The sequence below is a fragment of the Pseudomonas sp. GL-B-12 genome, from assembly GCF_019955895.1.
Lineage (GTDB): Bacteria > Pseudomonadota > Gammaproteobacteria > Pseudomonadales > Pseudomonadaceae > Aquipseudomonas.
Map to the genome: position 1 here is coordinate 180158 of NZ_JAHBCX010000055.1, position 16511 is coordinate 196668.

General features: G+C 49.6%; 15 protein-coding genes and 1 pseudogene. 11 read left to right on the plus strand and 5 right to left on the minus strand.

Annotated features, from left to right (window positions below; all coding sequences use genetic code 11):
- The first annotated feature begins 401 nt into the window (after positions 1-401).
- Positions 402-725: a DNA-binding protein gene (locus KGA85_RS26220; RefSeq protein WP_223543476.1), complete on the plus strand. Its 324-nt coding sequence runs from the start codon at positions 402-404 to the stop codon at positions 723-725.
- A gap of 2 nt (positions 726-727) precedes the next feature.
- The gene (gene trfA / locus KGA85_RS26225) at positions 728-1582 is read left to right on the plus strand and encodes a plasmid replication initiator TrfA (RefSeq protein WP_223543477.1); all 855 of its coding nucleotides are present in this window, start codon (positions 728-730) and stop codon (positions 1580-1582) included.
- 344 nt (positions 1583-1926) lie between these two features.
- Here trfA and KGA85_RS26230 read toward each other — a convergent pair whose 3' ends face one another.
- Positions 1927-2787, minus strand: coding sequence for a hypothetical protein (locus KGA85_RS26230; protein WP_223543478.1), 861 nt, complete (start codon positions 2785-2787; stop codon positions 1927-1929).
- Positions 2788-2928: 141 nt separating this feature from the next.
- On the opposite strand from KGA85_RS26230, the gene KGA85_RS26235 reads away from it, so the two are divergent.
- From KGA85_RS26235 to KGA85_RS26275, 9 genes are all read left to right on the plus strand, one after another.
- On the plus strand, positions 2929-3171 hold the full coding sequence (locus KGA85_RS26235; protein ID WP_223543479.1) for a hypothetical protein: 243 nt from the start codon (positions 2929-2931) through the stop codon (positions 3169-3171).
- Positions 3168-3533: a TraK family protein gene (locus KGA85_RS26240; protein ID WP_223543480.1), complete on the plus strand. Its 366-nt coding sequence runs from the start codon at positions 3168-3170 to the stop codon at positions 3531-3533. The genes KGA85_RS26235 and KGA85_RS26240 overlap by 4 nt, the downstream gene beginning before the upstream one ends.
- 343 nt (positions 3534-3876) lie before the next feature.
- Complete coding sequence (gene traJ / locus KGA85_RS26245; RefSeq protein ID WP_223543481.1) at positions 3877-4251, plus strand: conjugal transfer transcriptional regulator TraJ; 375 nt, start codon at positions 3877-3879, stop codon at positions 4249-4251.
- A gap of 48 nt (positions 4252-4299) precedes the next feature.
- Positions 4300-5058 carry a P-type conjugative transfer protein TrbJ gene (gene trbJ, locus KGA85_RS26250; protein ID WP_223543482.1) on the plus strand — a complete coding sequence of 253 codons (759 nt, stop codon included), beginning with the start codon at positions 4300-4302 and terminating at the stop codon, positions 5056-5058.
- Positions 5059-5158: 100 nt separating this feature from the next.
- Positions 5159-6688, plus strand: a complete 1530-nt coding sequence (gene trbL, locus KGA85_RS26255; RefSeq protein WP_223543483.1) for a P-type conjugative transfer protein TrbL — start codon at positions 5159-5161, stop codon at positions 6686-6688.
- A gap of 453 nt (positions 6689-7141) precedes the next feature.
- Positions 7142-7420, plus strand: coding sequence for a type II toxin-antitoxin system RelE/ParE family toxin (locus KGA85_RS26260; protein ID WP_223543484.1), 279 nt, complete (start codon positions 7142-7144; stop codon positions 7418-7420).
- Between the two features lie 24 nt (positions 7421-7444).
- On the plus strand, positions 7445-7735 hold the full coding sequence (locus KGA85_RS26265) for a HigA family addiction module antitoxin (protein WP_263287631.1): 291 nt from the start codon (positions 7445-7447) through the stop codon (positions 7733-7735).
- Between the two features lie 771 nt (positions 7736-8506).
- A complete protein-coding gene (locus KGA85_RS26270) occupies positions 8507-9490 on the plus strand; it encodes a hypothetical protein (RefSeq protein WP_223543485.1) in 984 nt (327 codons plus the stop codon).
- Between the two features lie 94 nt (positions 9491-9584).
- Positions 9585-10226 (plus strand): DUF6988 family protein, encoded by a 642-nt coding sequence (locus KGA85_RS26275; protein WP_223543486.1) that lies wholly within the window; start codon positions 9585-9587, stop codon positions 10224-10226.
- A gap of 243 nt (positions 10227-10469) precedes the next feature.
- Here the strand turns inward: KGA85_RS26275 and KGA85_RS26280 are convergent, their stop codons facing one another.
- The 4 genes and pseudogenes from KGA85_RS26280 to KGA85_RS26295 form a co-directional block, all read right to left on the minus strand.
- Entirely contained in the window at positions 10470-11501 is a 1032-nt protein-coding gene (locus tag KGA85_RS26280; protein WP_223543487.1) for an HNH endonuclease signature motif containing protein, read from the minus strand.
- A gap of 7 nt (positions 11502-11508) precedes the next feature.
- A pseudogene (locus KGA85_RS26285) lies at positions 11509-11712 on the minus strand (Tn3 family transposase); the annotation flags it as partial.
- 203 nt (positions 11713-11915) lie between these two features.
- Entirely contained in the window at positions 11916-13745 is a 1830-nt protein-coding gene (locus KGA85_RS26290; protein WP_223543488.1) for a UvrD-helicase domain-containing protein, read from the minus strand.
- Entirely contained in the window at positions 13742-16360 is a 2619-nt protein-coding gene (locus KGA85_RS26295; protein ID WP_223543489.1) for an ATP-dependent nuclease, read from the minus strand. The genes KGA85_RS26290 and KGA85_RS26295 overlap by 4 nt, the downstream gene beginning before the upstream one ends.
- Positions 16361-16511 lie beyond the last annotated feature (151 nt).

Sequence of the window (16511 nt, forward strand, 5' to 3'; positions counted from 1 at the left end):
GCTGCTACGTGAAATCCGAGTCCGGAAGCTTCTTCCAAAAGTAAAGATTTCAATCTTGGACGCGTACTTTTCTGGTGTGCAAACCATGGCCGACTTTTTCAACAGAATCGGCCGTTTTCTGCCGATCATGGTCACGAAACGTGCTGATCAAATCCGACGCAGTCGGTGCTCAGTACGAATGCATATGACTGGTCAAGGGGAGTGCAATTTCGCAATCACTCGCGCTTTTTTTAGCACTCTGTAGCAATGCCCTGCGGTGTGTATCTGTGTGATGCGGTAATCAAGGTAAAAGTCTTTCGAAGTATTCACCTACGAGCGAAGTAGGTAACCCGAGAACCTGTGCGCATTCGAACCAACCAATGCGTGTCGAGGCCTGTATGGCCTGGCGAGGAGTCTTGAGGATGAAAGCGCTACTTACCGTTGATGATCTGTCTGATTGCATTCATAAATCCGTCACAAGCATTCGCAGCGACGTAACACGCAACCCGCTGTCCTTGCCACCGATCTGTCGGCTACCTGGCACCAAGAGGCTGCTGTGGCGCGCAGAAGACGTAGAGCGCTGGCTGGCAGACCACGTATCAGGTTTTGCTACTGCAGGGACAGCCACCGATGAGGCTATTAAAGCCAAGTCGGGTCGACCTACAAAGGCGCAACAAATCAAAAAGCAGAAGATTCGTTTGTCTTCGTCAGGAAGCCAGAGCAGCACAGCATCTGTTGGTGTCTGATCATGAGTTATAGCTTCCCGAAGCCTCAAAACGCTAACGAAGCGCGTTTGCAAAAGGCTCAGGCCAGACGGCCGCCAAGGGAAAGATCCTCGGAGCAGCTCCCGCTTTGGCCGGATTCCACGCGAGGAGTACCGAATGTTTGGCTCCGGTGCGCATTGTTTGCAGGTATTCAAGGCAAGGGGCGAAAGGCCTTGAAGCGCGAACTGCTTGCTACTGTCGATGGAGTCGAGATTCGCTTTTCTGGATGGCAGCTTGACCAATCAGATTTAGACGTCTGGGAAACGGTCATTCATTTGGCACGCCATCATAGGATCGGCAACCGAGTTCAGTTCAGCGAAGTTCAAGTGCTAAAGACATTGAAGCGCTCTACAGGAACGAGCGATCGATTGTGGTTGAGATCAGCACTGGTCCGTCTCGCGGGGGCAACAATTGAAATGAAATATGGCAACCTCACGTTCTTTGGAGCATTGCTCAAAGGGGCTGGAGACGAGATGACCGGCGTGTACGTCATAGAGCTTGAGTCACGGCTTGAGGCGCTATACATGGCAGGCTGGACTCAAATCGAATGGGATGAGCGTGTACTCCTGAGACGCAAACCACTTGCTCTGTGGCTTCATGGTTGGTTTTGTAGCCATGCCGAACCTTTCCCTCTTGGCATAGAAACGATTCAACGGCTGAGTGGGAGCGTGAACGCGCATCCGGGCAGTTTTAAACGTCAGCTGAGTAAAGCGCTCGATGAACTTGTCTTGATTGGGGCTCTCGTCTCATGGAGATTAAGTGGTCACCGGGTATGCGTGATGCGCACGCCAACACCAAGCCAGCAACGCCACCTGACCAAGAAAAAACAGGGTGGATGAGCCTGTGGATAAATGCATTTTCGGACGTGGGATACGATGCATTGGGCTATGGGATGCGATGCATTCGACATGGGATACGGTGCATAAAATTGTGGGATACGATGCACGAAAATATGGGATACGGTGCACGCTATCCACAGGGTTAAATCGGCTGCAGGCCTTGCGCAGCAAGGGATAGCGCAGAGTGGGAAATATGCACTAATCCTTTTTTAATCCTTATTTAATCAAAGAAACCTCGCTGTCCCTCAAGTGTTAACAAACGCCTCTGCACTTAAGTCGACCGTGTTGCTTTGTCATCAGAACGGCCTGGATGCTGACACTTGAGTGATTCTGCGACGTCACCATCACGCATCGCTACTGACCCAGTCGAACTTCAGGTCATCCCATCGTTCGGAGTTGGCATGTGTTGCTAAAGGGTCGCTAGCATATTTTCTGGCAGCGTCGTCAGATGGTGGATACCTCAATCCAGCCTTCTCACAGTAATCGGGATACGATTGCAGCTTTATGGTTTCCATGCGAATTAGTTCGTCTTTTATGTCGTCAAGTATTCCAAGCATACTTAACGTGATTTTAATGTCAGCGTTGGATATGCATTGAAACAGACTTCTATAAGCTCCTATTCCATCGGAGTTTATTCTAAATAATCTGATTGCATGAGTGTGTAATCTGTAAAGGGCTATGGCTTCTATCAAGTATCCGAATGGGAGTTCGTGAAAGTTTGTTTCCGTTGCGAGCATTATTTCTCCTTCAAATACCCTTAATGCTTCGCAAATATCGTATTTGTTGTCTTGTTTGGAAAGTACTTCGCTCCATAATTTGTCATCCATGAAATGGGCGTTAGTACTTATCCTGGTCTTACAAAATTTCCAAAGCTGGTCGGGTTCTCCCCAAAGTGCATCCCAAAGATTTGATGGGCCTTTGTGATAGAGGTCTTGTGCGTCACTGAATAGTTCGTGTAGTAGGTCTAGCTGCTCATTCTGTAATGCTGTACGTCCTTTGAAACTACCGGTCCATCTGTTGCTTTCGGCTGTATTAGCTCGATTGTATAGTCCTTTTGTGATCATCTCTTGGTCAAACCACTGTGCAAAAGTGTCCGCGAACGGCAAAGCTACGCGCAACGATAGCTCATGTAAGAGAACCTTTGTTCTAAGGCGATTTCTGAAAAGTCGTATCTCTTTCTCGGAAGATGATGTTTTAGCGGTCATCAAGGTGAATCTCCAGAAAAATTTATACCTGCAACTCTATACCAATCTGAAGCAATCTGCATCTGTCTAATTCGCTTTCGATATTGTCTGGAGCTTGCTGCCGATATATCGAAATTTATCCGTTCGATATACCGGAGTCATATGAAGTCCATAATTGATTATCTGCAGGATAAATACGGCTCACTTATGACCGTTGAGCAGTTGGCGCAAGCTCTAAGTCGTAAGCCATCTGGGCTTCGTGGCGTACTGCAGAAACCAACGGAGCCCTGGATGTTTGAATTGAATCGGGTCAAGCGGCGTATCGGGCGGCGTATTTACTTCCCTACGGATGCTGTAGCCGCATTGCTTAACGGCGACTTCGGTCACCAAGAAGCTGGTTCATGATTAATTCGATTTTCCTGGAAAGACCAGTTAAAGGAAATTGGCTGTATAGAACGTCAGCGCCGACCAGTGACCATAAAAAATTGGGCAAGATGCAGATTAAGAATCTAGTTTCCCTAGGAGCGATCATGAAATCATTGTCACTGAGAATAGCAGAGCGCGTAGCAGCTTCGACAGACGCGTCAATAGGGGACAAGAATCGCGCCACATTCATCATGCTGAGAACCGAGATCCAAAGCGCTATTGATGACGGATGCTCGATTTTAAAAATATGGGAGGTACTACGAGATGATAATTCAATCAATTTTGGCTATCAGGCATTTCGGCGTTACGCCCACCAGCTTTGCTCCGAAACAGATGAGTGAGTGTCGCAATGGCTAATGAAGCGTTGCTAAACCGATCCTCTACCTTTCTTAGGCCGGTCAACCGTTCTTAGCGCGGTCAAACCCCGTTCAGGTGCGTTCTTATCGCGAACAATATTAATTGTCCGCGATAAAACACCGCATTGCTCACTAGAAGAACACACGATTGAACGCTAAAGGAACATCGAAGTGCAGGGCAAGACAGGTGAAGTTAGCTAACCGGCAAGCCGGCCAGCCAATTTCACTATCACTTATTCGCGCCTATCGGCACTCAACATGGACTTGCTCTGCGAGGCCATTCGCATCCGCGAAGTGAAGTTCACCATGAACATAGGAGGAACCCGCTATGCAAACGAAGAAGCCTGGTATCGACACCAGAAAACATGGCAAGCACTTGCGAGTGCCCGTCCTACCCGATGAGGAAACTCTGATTAAAGAAAATGCAGCCCGCGCAAGCCTGACTGTCGCGGAATATCTGAGGCGCCTCAGTCTGGGGCATGTGATTAAGGGAACTATCGACTCTGAGAACGTGCTGAAGCTCGTAAAAATCAATGCTGATCAAGGACGCCTGGGAGGGCTTCTCAAGCTTTGGCTGACTGACGACCCCAAGCTGGCGCTAGCCAACATCGCTTGGACGCCGGCCGTTGTGAGGGCACTGCTGAAGCGCATAGAAGCGAACCAAGACGAAATGCTGCGACTGGTGCAGTCCCTCAAATTTTAGCCGCTAAAAAATCAATCTTTCAAAAACGTGCTTCCCTTTGGAGTTTCCATGAACAAAACCGAAGGTTTTATCGCAGGTTGCTTGCTGACCATCTCTATGATGCATTTGCAGCAAGCGGTTGCCGGCATTCCGGTAGTCGACGGACTAAACGTCAGCCAATCCACCATCAGCGCTATCCAAAACGTAGCTGCCGTCACTAAGCAGATCGAACAATACAAGACCCAGTTAGAACAGTACGAGAACATGCTGCAGAACACCGCCGCTCCGGCAGCCTACATCTGGGATGCGGCTGATCGGACTATCTCTAAATTGCTGGCAGCTCAAGACACGCTCACCTACTACAAGAACCAGGCAGGCAGCCTCGAAAGTTACCTCTCCAAGTACAAGGACGTTTCACATTACTCAGCCTCTCCGTGCTTTGGCGACCAAGGTTGCTCAAACGAGGATCAGCAAACCATTGCAAAGGCCCGAGCCGATGCCAGCACTGCACGCAAACAGGCTAGCGACGCATTGCTAAAAAACGTGGATAGCCAACAAGACACCCTACAAGCAGACGCCGACAATTTAGCAGCTATGCAACATCAGGCCGTTACGGCCAACGGCCAGATGCAGGCGATCCAATCGGCTAATCAGTTAGCCAGCGCTCAAGCCAACCAGCTTCTTCAAATCCGAAGCCTACTCGTGGCACAGCAAAATGCATTGGCTACTGAAGCCCAGATCAACGGCGACCGAGAATCCCAGCAGCTCGCTTCCGATCAGCACGCATTGTCCGGACAAAACAGCCCGAGCGCTGAAAAGCTCTGGTAGGGAGGGGATATGCACCACCGATTTTGGATCTGCATCGTTCTGCTAACCGCTCTCATGAGCGGTTGCGACACATCAAACAACTCGAAGGTGCTGACTTGCAATGACGATCCCACAGGTCGCCCGAAGCACGACCAAGAGCAAATTCGGGACGCATGTGCGCTGGACCACAACAACACCTCTAGCAGCGATAAAAAATGGTGACGCCATGAGAAAGCTCATATCAATCTATCTGCTACTCACCACGCTCTGCATTGCGCAAAGTGTTCAGGCTGCGGGTTTGGATAGCGGCAACATGCTCAACCAAATACTGGAAAGTTTTTCCAACGTAGCCATCACGTGGCAATCCAAAATTATAAGCGCGGCCACCTGGCTTTTCTGGAGCCTGGCACTCGTGAGCATGGTCTGGACATACGGATTCATGGCTTTGCGTAAAGCAGATATCCAAGACTTTTTTGCAGAAACGATCAGGTTTTTTGGAACACTCGGTTTTTTTTGGTGGCTCCTGATAAACGGCCCGGCCATCTCCCTATCCATCATCGACACCATGCGCAAGATCAGCGCTGATGCATCCGGCCTAGGCAATGGCCTATCTCCTTCCAGCATCGTTGATATCGGCTTCAGCATACTCACGAAAGTAAGCGACTCTGCCTCGTTACTATCCCCAGTCCTCTCCGCCGTAATGCTCGTTGCTGCAATCGTCGTATTGGTGGTCCTGGCACTCATTGCCGTCAACATGCTGCTGCTGCTCGTTTCCGCATGGCTTCTCGCTTATGCCGGCGTTTTCTTGCTGGGATTCGGAGGCAGCCGCTGGACATCGGACATTGCGATCAGCTTCTACAAGGCAGTGCTTGGTATCGGGATTCAGCTCTTCACCATGATTCTGCTGATCGGCATCGGCAAGTCCTTCATCGACCAGTACTACAAAGCCTTTCAGGAAGGGACGCCAGACTTGAACAGCTTATGCGTACTCCTAGTGGCGTCTGTAGTGCTGCTCACCATGGTGAATAAACTACCTCCGATGTTAGCTGGCCTAGTTGGTTCTGGAGGACAGTCCGCAGGGATCGGCAACTTCGGCGCCGGTGCAGCCATGGGTGCTGCGACCATGGCTGCCTCTGCCGCTGCATCAGCAGGCGCCTCAGCCTTGACGGGTGCAACCCAGGCTGCTGGAGGCATGTCAGCGCTCTCAGCAGCGTTTAAATCCGCCCAGGCAAGCATGGCAGACGGTAGGAGCGGTGAACTCTCGATGGACACCTCTGACTCGTCTCCTAGCGGTGGGAGCGGCCGTTCAAGCTTCTCAGAGATCATGGGCAATGGATCTGGCTTTTTTAGCAGCCAAGACGGAAGACACCACGACCCTGCAACGGCATCCGATCAAAGTTCACTTGGTAAGGCCGGCAAAATCGCGATGGAGGCAGGAGCGCAGCTTGCCCGCCACGCTGCGGGAGGTTTCAGTCTCGCCGCAAATGAAGGGATCAAACAGTCATTAGGCGGTAAAATCGCTACAGCGATTGAATTAGAACGAGATCAATCGGTATCTGCGATTCAAGGCCCTGCCTTTGACGGTGACCACCTTGCTGCTGGAAATGGCGAAGTGGCCGACTTCGTAAACCAGAAACCACCACAGAATTGACCTAGCCAACCTGGTTGCGCTTGCGCGCAACGCACCATGCCTGGCACACCCAAAAAAGGGCTACTGGTGACAGTAGCCCTCGAAATTGAAGCTTGATATTCATATACACACCCTCAAGCAGGGGTGTGGAGGTCTCACCCTACGCCGATGTTCAGCCATCGCCGGGGTTCCTACGCCAGTCCTTGCCGCTGAAGGCCACTGGTTTCGCGCTCGATTGCATCGTATACAAGGTGAGACTTGTGGCCAAGACATGGTGTGCACTTAAATTTAAGTGCACACCAGTTCTAGCCTTTTAAGTGGGTATTTCATGCAAGCAAGAATTGAAAACCGCTACTACCATCTCCTCTGCCGCTGTATGAATGGTTACGCCGCTGGCGACCACTCATCAGGATCCCCCTTGACGGAGCGCAGTGGCGCTACAATTCCATTAACGACTAACGTTAAGCGTTAATAATGATCATAAATTTTCGCTGCGGTGACACAGAGAACCTCTTCACGACGGGATCCTCCAGAAGGTGGACGGCTATCTTGACTGTGGCGCAACGGAAACTGAACATGCTCAATGCCGCGACTACCATCCAGGATCTGGGGTCACCGCCGGGAAATCGGCTGGAAGCACTACAAGGGAACCGACAAGGTCAACACAGCATCCGAATCAATGATCAGTATCGAATTTGCTTCATCTGGGGTGCTTATGGGCCAGAAAGCGTTGAAATTGTAGACTACCACTGAGGTGAAATTGTGTTCACTAACGGTATGCGCCCTGTCCATCCGGGCGAAGTTCTCAGGGAAGAATATCTCCATCCCATGGACCTTTCCCCTACCGCACTTGCGAGGTTGCTGAATGTCTCTGCGCCTACGGTGCATGAAATCGTCCATGAGCGTCGCAATATCAGCGCTGATGTAGCTCTACGCCTAGCAGCATGCTTTGATACCAGTCCGCAATTCTGGGCAAACCTCCAATCAGCTTACGACTTGCGTAAGGCGGAGATTGAACACGGCGCAGACATCGCTCAACAAGTCCAGCGTGCTCCAGAGTACGCATGACTTTTTACGCCTTAAGAGTTTCGTTAGGGCATGGCGATCAGCGAAAAATGGTGTCCACTTAAATAGGTAGACACCATCGTCCTAGGCGTTGGTATCAGGAAGGCGTATCGGCCGGACGCTTACACATCAACAACCGATCGGGATATTGGAATGAGCGAAATTGGTAATCTGCAGGAGCCTATTTTCCTCGAGGGGAATAATGAATCCCCTCAAGAGCTACCGCTGATGGTCACTCGCCATACGTTGAGATCTAGAGGCCTCGCAAAAGCTTTGCTTGAACAGTTGAGTGCTAGCGCATCCACGGATGAGCAACAGGGACGAGTAACCATCAAATGCCAGAGCGAACCATGACACAGCACGCCCCTCTGAAGATGCACGCGAGCTGTAGGGGTCACTGGAAATCCCTGAATATCACTGGCATTCACTAAGTTTTATTGCCGGAGTGGTCATTACCGAATAATAATTATATCAACGCATGAGGGAGTCTCCCGTGCCTACCCTCCGAGGCCCGCGATGCGCAAGCAAGCGGGCTTTCGTGTTTCTGGAATAGGGAATTCGTTCATGACGCATTACGTCGTACATCTGGACGAATTCGGGCATCTCGGCCATCAAACTACATGACAAGCCTTCTCTTTGGCCTCGCCTGCCCTTCCCATCGAGAGATGGTCATAGCTTTCGATCTGGGGTGCCTACAGAATTCGGAAAAAATCGTATGCCTTAAGGCTGCTCCAGCAGCCCCTATACTGGATTTGTCTAGGGGGAGGGAGTGGAATGGGAAGCCCGGTACGCATTCTAGTGATCATGTCCATTGTGATATCGCTTTCGGCGTGCTTTGACCGCTCAATTTCAGGTAGTTACGTGGCCAAAGACTCATCCAGCGCTGAGCTCTTGCAACTTACTCAGGCCCAGGACGGAAAGATCGTAGGAACCCTACAGCACATAGCTCTCAAAAGCGGTGGAGGGATAGAAACGTCGATGGCAAATGTAAGTGGAGTCGTTGATGGTGAGAGTTTGACCCTTACTGTGTCCCTGGCCGGTCTTCCAATCAGTCGGAACCTCAGCGGAACGGTTACCGCATCAGCATTGGAGCTAAATCTAGTCGGCAGCGCCGGCGCGGTAGCCAGCGCTCATTTCGCGCACGGCAGTGTCGCAGACTTCAATACTGAAGCTAAAAGGTTGGCACAGGCCGGCCAGTCGATCAAAGCTGAGAAGTTACGGGCTGATCAGGTCGAAACCTTGGACCGGTCCGCGCTGGCTCTCGAAGAGGCGCTGAATGCGTATGTGGAGAGGGCCAGAAAGCAAATCGACGATACGCCCCGCTTCATTTCTTACTTCACGCGCGCAAGCAACGACATCAGTGACAGGCTACGTTTTGCGCAGCGTCTTAACGGTGCGCAGAGATCTCAGGCCGAGGTTGCATTGGCGCAAGTCTCCGCCTCCGAGCCCGCGATCCGGAATACCGGAGACTCGATCGATACGGCAATTGAGAATATGACCCGGGAAGAGGCATCTCTTAACATCCGAATGATGGCCTTCAATGGTAACTGCCTTGGCACGTCCACCGTCAAACCTGGAGATGTCATACCCAACATGGGCCCCTGCAAAGCACTTACATCGGCTGCAGCACGCTTTGGGGAGGTGAGAGTGCTTGTTCACGCAGCGCATGAGCGCCTCCAACTCCAAAAGAACAAAGCGATGAAAGAGATGGAGGCCACTTGGCAGTTGGCTACTCGACTTCCTTATCCTGAGAGATGACCGACTCTCATCAATTCAGATCAGTGCCTCAATGGTGTGGGGCTGGATTGCCTCAACTCCGAATTCCTCCAATACCGCATCAGGGAAGTCCGATATGACACTTGAGGAAATGCTCACCCGCTCGGCTGATCTACAGGACGAGATCCTGCGACTGCTCGAAGACGTCCCCACACATCCCGGCGAGCGGTTTGAGGCTTCGATGGTTGCTTGTGGAGTCGCCCTAGAACACGCTCAGGCACTACGCATCCTGCTCGAGCATGGCAGTCCGACCACCGCGATGTCGGCGCTACGCCTCCAGTTTGAAGCTCTCACCAGGGCGATGTGGATGCTGTACGCTGCGAGTGATCTGGCCATCCAAAAGCTCATGGCACCGCTGACAGAAGAAACCGCGCGGGTTGCCAATAAACTCCCCCAGGTTGGGGAGATGATAGAGGCTATCGTGAAGAAGGCCCCGATAGGGGTCTCATCCATGCTGATCCAGTTCAAAGACATTTCCTGGTCGGCGATGAATTCCTATGTGCACAGCGGCATTCACCCGCTGCGTCGGCATCTGGAGGGCTATCCAGCCCAACTCGTACTGCAAGTCCTGCGGAACTCCAACGGCTTGATGACCATGACGGGCATGCTCGCGGCGATCCTCACCGGCAATGATTGCTGCATCAACCCGATGCGAGTCATCCAGACAAAGTTTAAGGACTGCCTGCCGCCGCTTAACCCCTTGGCCCCACAGGTGTAAACGATATGGCATTGACCCAGATGCAAATGGGGGGACTATAGAATTCGGAAAAAATCGTACGCTAAGGTTTCCGGGCAGCCCTAGCGGCCGAAACTTCCATCCTCCAGGCTGTGGCCCTTTCCCCGGACGTAATCGAAGGCACGGAACTGCGCTGGTAGGGCTTAAGTGCACTTTCTGCTCCGTTGCTCCCCCAACTCGTAATCGCCGAGCACCATGGCATTGTCCCTCACACTGCGGAATGGTTCAGCCGAACCTCTTGGCATATGTAAGTAGCTGCTTGTTGAGGTCATCGGCATATGGCGCATAATGCGCTTCGCGGTGACAGCACGGGCACAGGGCCACACAGTTGTAAACACGGTCTGACTTCTCGGCCCCTAAGATGTGATGAACATCCAGGAAGCCAGGGAAGTCCCGGCGCTTGCCACAATCCTCACGCTCGCACGCAAACCCGGCCCTTTCGAGTACAGCTCGACGTACATGCGGATCGCGACGAACCTCCGAGCGAAGCACGGGCACGCGCTCACCTTCATCCCGACCCAGAGTCGAGTAGTCCGGAGCCGGGCAGTCGTCGTAGGTATCGTCGACCAGTAACGACTCCACTACATGGGGAATGAGCTTGGCTAGATCGATCACTCCCGGCCACTGCCATAGTGCATCGGCCACCTCGTGTCCGTCAGGTGTCCGGTCATCCTGCAACCACAGAGTCGGGCTGGTGCCGTTCTGAGCGTGATTCTTCTTGGCCCGCCCCTTCAGCCCACGGCGATGCAGGTCATCGCTGACCTCGCGCTGGCGGTTCCAGATGGCATGGAGACTTTCGATAGGAATGAGCGCGGCGAAGATAATTGCGCCTCCGTCACGCTGTAAAAGCAGATTGTGAGTGAGCCCGCGCTTCGTGTCTCGGGAGGTGATGTGCTCCAGTGTCGCATCCCATCCGCCCGACCGTAGGTGCGCCGCCAGCTGAGCCGCGGAGTACTTCTTCTCGTTGGGATTTCGTCCATCGCGCCTCCAGCACAGCCGGACGCGCATACTCAGTACCTGGCCATCAGGAGTGCGGGTGCTGATGAACTGCTGAGTGGCCACGCCCGTTTGAATCCGCTCGTCGGCAATGACAACGTAGCCTCGATCATTCAGGAATGGCGCTAGTGCATCCCTGGACAACTTTTCCGCAGCGTGACTTTCAGGCCCCCGGAACAGGCGATCTCCTTTCGACACCTTGGCACCCCTGCTGTTGATATATGACGAAGCCATACCGAGATAAAGGGAAAATTCACTCATTTGGTTCGTAACCGCCGGTCAGGTTGATGTGTTTCCAACCCAACGGCGACAGGTACTGATACAGGTCGGTGTTCACCGGCTTTCCGGCGTCAGTCAGCCCTTGGGTTGCCCGTTCCAGGTAGACCGTGTTCCACAGTACGATAGCAGCTGTTACCAGGTTGAGGCTGCTGGCCCGGTAGCGCTACTGCTCGAAGCTCCGATCCCTGATTTCAGTACTACACGTTGGTTGCGAACACATTGACCGACTCGGTATAGGCCACAGTCCGTTGGTCTCCGGGAGCCAGGCGGATGGGCGTGGCCGGCCGCACCTCATCTGGACTGCACTAGGACCCGAAACCTTAGCGTACGTTTTTTTCCGAATTCTGTAGGCTCCCCGACCTAGGCTGGGCAAACATTCTAAATGTGTACTCGGATTCAAACAATTATTGTGACCTGGGCTGAAGCGAAGAGCTTGCTAGATACTAGCTCTAGTTTAGCTGCCTCCGGGTTGCTAGTGAAAATTACTATTTTGAGGTCCTTAGCAGCGCGCGAAAAACAAACGTATGCCAAATTATAACTTTTCGTTTTCTGGCCTTCAGTAGGTTCTTTCCCAGAGGTTTGAGGTGTGAATAGCTTTGAAAAACTATACTGATTCCAATTTGCCTCGGTGTCATCAAACACTACTAAAACTTTGGGGAATTCCTCTCCCTTTACACCATGCTGCGTACTATAAGGTGTCATCTTAGAAATAAATTTGCAAAGCGCTGGTAACTCTTTGCAGTTGAGCTTAAAAAATTCGTCGCACAACCAGTCTCCTTTGTCCATATAGTGGATTTCATCGTCGTACTCTTCTGTGCGCGGTGCGCGAGCAAGCTGCTCTTCTAACCTCTCATTGCTGTGAAAAAGATCGTTATCCCGCGCGAACTGTAGAATCTCAATGGTGGCTCCGGTGCTCCAAAGCTCACTCAAATTTGCAATGCTATTTCTTATCTCCGATGAAATATCTCTAAGAGACTTATTTTTATTCTTTCCTTCCGGGTCTAACGCAGGGCTGTTCTCTCTAAGCAGACCAGATATAGCCGCCCAATTGTCGGCTTCAAAGTATTGAATCAAAGGAACTAGCGTTTTTATAAATGGAGAAATCAGATAATGACTCCCCTCTTTGAAAGCATCCTCAGAGTTCTGTGAGGAGTAAGAGCCTGTGAACAGCTTATTTAGATTCGAAAAGCCTAGGCGATGAGCTATCATCTGCCTAGTGAGGTATAATTGCTTTACCTCGCTGTCCTCTTGCCACCCGAATTGTTCCAGGGCCTGATCAAATTTCAATATGTTATTTTGGAGTTGCCGGGGTGAGTACGTATTTCGCTCGCCCTCACCTTTTTCAGACCCTATTATTAATAGTTCAACGCTGCCCTGCGCATTGTCTGAGCTAGGTTCTTGCTGTAGCTCAGGCCTTATCGTATTTAGTAGCTTTATTACTTCTATTGAGCATCTATAATTTATATTTTTCTCAATTGTGCAAGAACCTGACGGACCTTGGAAGTTCCCTGCACGCTTTTCATAAATCTGTTGAATTGGATCCCCAAAGTAACCTGTTATGGGAAGACCGACGTTTTCCGAGATACGGTTGAAGGCATCAATCACATGAGGAAACGTGTCTTGAGCCTCATCAATAAAAATATAGGGGAATCGTTGACCTATAATTCGACGAAGCGACTTATTGTTTGTTATTAAATCTGAGGCAATATCGATGACATCGTCGTGATCCAAATCGCCCTTTACGAAGTCGCTATACCCACTTTCGTTGTACCTAAAGGAAATAGTGTGCTCGATGATAGCCGAAGCGTGGTTGAGCCTATCAATCTGCGCTCGCGCTTTTTTCGCCTCTTTGCTATTGCCTTTCGTCTTTTCTTGTTTTTTTTCAATTCTTTTTGGAATTATGTGATCTTTTATGGCTTTCCTGATGTCGTCTTGATAACCGCTAATTTGATTCCACATAAATCCGTGGATTGTAGAAACCAAAAATAATTCATTTAAGTTTGTGCGTTGCTTTATTACATTTACGGCCGCATTTGTATACGTTATGCATGCGACCTTTTGGCCTGCGGCTAGCATTTGCGCCCCGCAGGATGTGAATATGTAATTTAAGGCCTTCACCAACGACCCCGTCTTGCCAGATCCTGCACCTGCGATGACTGAAAAATTAGTCATCGAATCGATAAATGCTTTTATTTGCTCATCAGGATCAATAACCACGGTACTCATTTGACTTCCTCGACTTGGGTGGCGAGCATAAGAGTGATATCTGTCGTTGCGCTCAATGTAGAGGAAAGCCAGCGTAGACCGTCAGATATATATTCAGGCGCCTTCCATTCCTCGAGAGTCTCGATTTGATTTAATGCGAACTCTACTTTCTTGAAGTCCGAAACAACCTCATCGTACGTTTGCTTGTAGTGCTGATCTAGAGTAGCCTCGTCGGAGTATTCAATCAAAACATCGAGCTTGCCCGCTTTTACTAGCTCAAAGTTAGTGTAGATAAATGACTCTTCGAACGTCCTAGGAATTATTTTCTTAGTTTCCGTTTTGCTTCCGACTTCAATGGCTTCTTGGAACGTTACGTATATTCGGCTATCGGGAACGATTTTTTGATCTTGTTTTAGGGTCAATAAGTTTGATATGAGCCTGCCTTCGTCATACTTGATTTTTGCTTCCCCTCTCAACCCCTTCTTTCCATTAAGGAGCAGGGTCGTGATGCAGGCATTGCTACTTACTGCGTTTGGAGTGTCGGCCCGGCAAGATTTTCGATTATCACTCCTATCCACAGAGTCCAAATCGGTAATTACTAGACACGTCAAGTCCAGAAACTTTATTAAAGGAAGAAATTTGTGTGCGAATGCGCCCCCAAGCTGAAGGGTTGATATGTACGCGTATTCCAATGCGGGGTAATTATTTTTAATAATATGTGGGAGCAGAATACGCTCTACCGTTCCCTCTATAATTATAGCGGCGTCGGCAAAAAACAGATCGCAGTGCGTGAGTGAGAGATATTTTTGGAGGAAGTGTAAATTTTCTTGCTCCGTGCTTTCTGACGCGAATTTGGCGAGATTTAATATTTTAGTTGCTGTTGTTTTCTTACGCACTGATTTCGGCGCACCTAAGTTACTTATACATCTGCGAAAGTATCGGATTGTTTTGAAATCTGCTTCTGCGATAATGTGTGAGGAGTGCGTAGTGATTACTAGCTGAGGGCAATGGGTCTCATGACCTAAGTTTTTTGTGGTCTTCTGGATTGCATGTCGTATTTTTCTGATGAATACTTGCTGCACCTGTGCGTGTAAATGCGCTTCAGGCTCCTCTATAAATATTATTTGGCAGAGTGGACGATCTACTTCAGTGTTGAACCACTGAATTTGAAAGTGAGCAACTTGAATTGCCATATATATCAGGTTTTTATATCCCAGTCCGTTATAGGATTCTGGAAGGGGATGTTTTGCATCTGCGTCAAAGTAAGTGAGAATTGCGTTGCCGCTAAGAGCTTTTTCAGGATTGAGATTCGAAATTATTTTAAGTTGTCGGTCATTCGCGCCCGGAAAGCCCAGTTCTTCTATTGTTTGGATTAGTGATTGAAACTCTTTCTCATAGTGATCTGAAAGGTTGTCATTGCTTTTTTCAATTATTTCTAACGACTCGTTATCATTATTAAGTTTATTTAGATTATGTCGATAGAAGTCAAAAAATATGTCTGAAAGACGATTACTTTTAGATGTCGAGCTTTCATCGATATTACGCTGCGCATCTACAAAATCGACCCTAATTAGAGATGTTAGAGCTTTTCTCCCTACTTGAGAGTCTAACGGATGGAGAGTCAGCGCGCCGCTAAGGAGGTCTTGTTCCAGCACATAGTACTTTAAGCTGAAGTGCTTTTTTAGTATCCCGTCCTGGCTTAAGTAGTGACTAAGTGATTTGCGTAGTCGCTTGTTTTCATTATCGGTTGATTGTGTGGGTATAGGATAAAACTTATTATAATCTAGAAGAAGCTGCTCCGGGGATGTTACTGAATATTGCAATCGAACTCCCGCCTCAGAGCTCTCGATGCCTATCTTAGGTAATAGATAAGCAATGCGACCATATTCAATATCAGGATCGAATGAAAACCACAGATCAAGCTCTATTGAGGGGAGAGCATTTTGTGGAGATTTTTTATCTTCACCAAAGCTGTCGAATTCATTAATTAACTCTGTTGGAAAGTCATGGATTTTGAAGTCTAGTCGGCCGGATACAAAATTTCTAAATGCCGCAGTAGCTGAGGTCTTTCCTGCATTATTTGCACCCACAAATATTGTTTCACTTGATTCTAGACTGATCTCGACATTTTCAAGTCGCCGAAAGTTACGAATGCTATATCGAGTTAGGCGCATTTGGTTACGTCCCTTTAACTTATCTATTGGAGGTGTTATTCGTGTATACTTTTCCTGACTAGAGGTGAATGTTACTGTGCTCCCCGTCTTGGAGCATGTGATGGCTGTTTCGATGCTGCGATTTAGGGACAGGTCTTCGCCGCGAATCCCTTGCCACTGAGCAAGATACTTTAAGGATCCAAACTTTTTGAGTTTTCTATCGACTGAGCTTATACCTCCTTTCCAACCTAGAATCGGTAGCTCTCCTGCTTCGCATTGAGCTTTTAATGCAGGATTCTTTTCTCCAATTTCTCTACCAACTTCCCAGCACTTTATCAGTCCCTTATCAACACCTCCCCAATACTCATCGTGAGTTAGCCCACGTCTAATTGGCTCCGAAACTTTGCGAAATATTTGTGAGCACATAATCCATCCTTGTTGATCTCGTCTACCGGTTTGGGTATCCCGGGCAGTGAAGGCCATTTGATACTACGTCCAGTTGGATCTACTGTATAGGCTAAGGGCACAGCCTACCCTTGCCTCAGCAGCCTTATTGAATAGCCCTACTCCTTAGGCATTAGGGCTGTTCGGTTCGGGACAGTTGCTGCCTGTCCTAATGGAATGTGAAGGCTCG

Excerpts from the sequence above, each read along its gene's own strand:
- KGA85_RS26220 (WP_223543476.1), top strand. The coding sequence starts at position 402 with ATGAAAGCGCTACTTACCGTTGATGATCTGTCTGATTGCATTCATAAA.
- trfA (WP_223543477.1), top strand. The coding sequence starts at position 728 with ATGAGTTATAGCTTCCCGAAGCCTCAAAACGCTAACGAAGCGCGTTTG.
- KGA85_RS26230 (WP_223543478.1), bottom strand. The coding sequence starts at position 2,787 with ATGACCGCTAAAACATCATCTTCCGAGAAAGAGATACGACTTTTCAGA.
- KGA85_RS26235 (WP_223543479.1), top strand. The coding sequence starts at position 2,929 with ATGAAGTCCATAATTGATTATCTGCAGGATAAATACGGCTCACTTATG.
- KGA85_RS26240 (WP_223543480.1), top strand. The coding sequence starts at position 3,168 with ATGATTAATTCGATTTTCCTGGAAAGACCAGTTAAAGGAAATTGGCTG.
- traJ (WP_223543481.1), top strand. The coding sequence starts at position 3,877 with ATGCAAACGAAGAAGCCTGGTATCGACACCAGAAAACATGGCAAGCAC.
- trbJ (WP_223543482.1), top strand. The coding sequence starts at position 4,300 with ATGAACAAAACCGAAGGTTTTATCGCAGGTTGCTTGCTGACCATCTCT.
- trbL (WP_223543483.1), top strand. The coding sequence starts at position 5,159 with ATGACGATCCCACAGGTCGCCCGAAGCACGACCAAGAGCAAATTCGGG.
- KGA85_RS26260 (WP_223543484.1), top strand. The coding sequence starts at position 7,142 with ATGATCATAAATTTTCGCTGCGGTGACACAGAGAACCTCTTCACGACG.
- KGA85_RS26265 (WP_263287631.1), top strand. The coding sequence starts at position 7,445 with ATGCGCCCTGTCCATCCGGGCGAAGTTCTCAGGGAAGAATATCTCCAT.
- KGA85_RS26270 (WP_223543485.1), top strand. The coding sequence starts at position 8,507 with ATGGGAAGCCCGGTACGCATTCTAGTGATCATGTCCATTGTGATATCG.
- KGA85_RS26275 (WP_223543486.1), top strand. The coding sequence starts at position 9,585 with ATGACACTTGAGGAAATGCTCACCCGCTCGGCTGATCTACAGGACGAG.
- KGA85_RS26280 (WP_223543487.1), bottom strand. The coding sequence starts at position 11,501 with ATGAGTGAATTTTCCCTTTATCTCGGTATGGCTTCGTCATATATCAAC.
- KGA85_RS26290 (WP_223543488.1), bottom strand. The coding sequence starts at position 13,745 with ATGAGTACCGTGGTTATTGATCCTGATGAGCAAATAAAAGCATTTATC.
- KGA85_RS26295 (WP_223543489.1), bottom strand. The coding sequence starts at position 16,360 with ATGGCCTTCACTGCCCGGGATACCCAAACCGGTAGACGAGATCAACAA.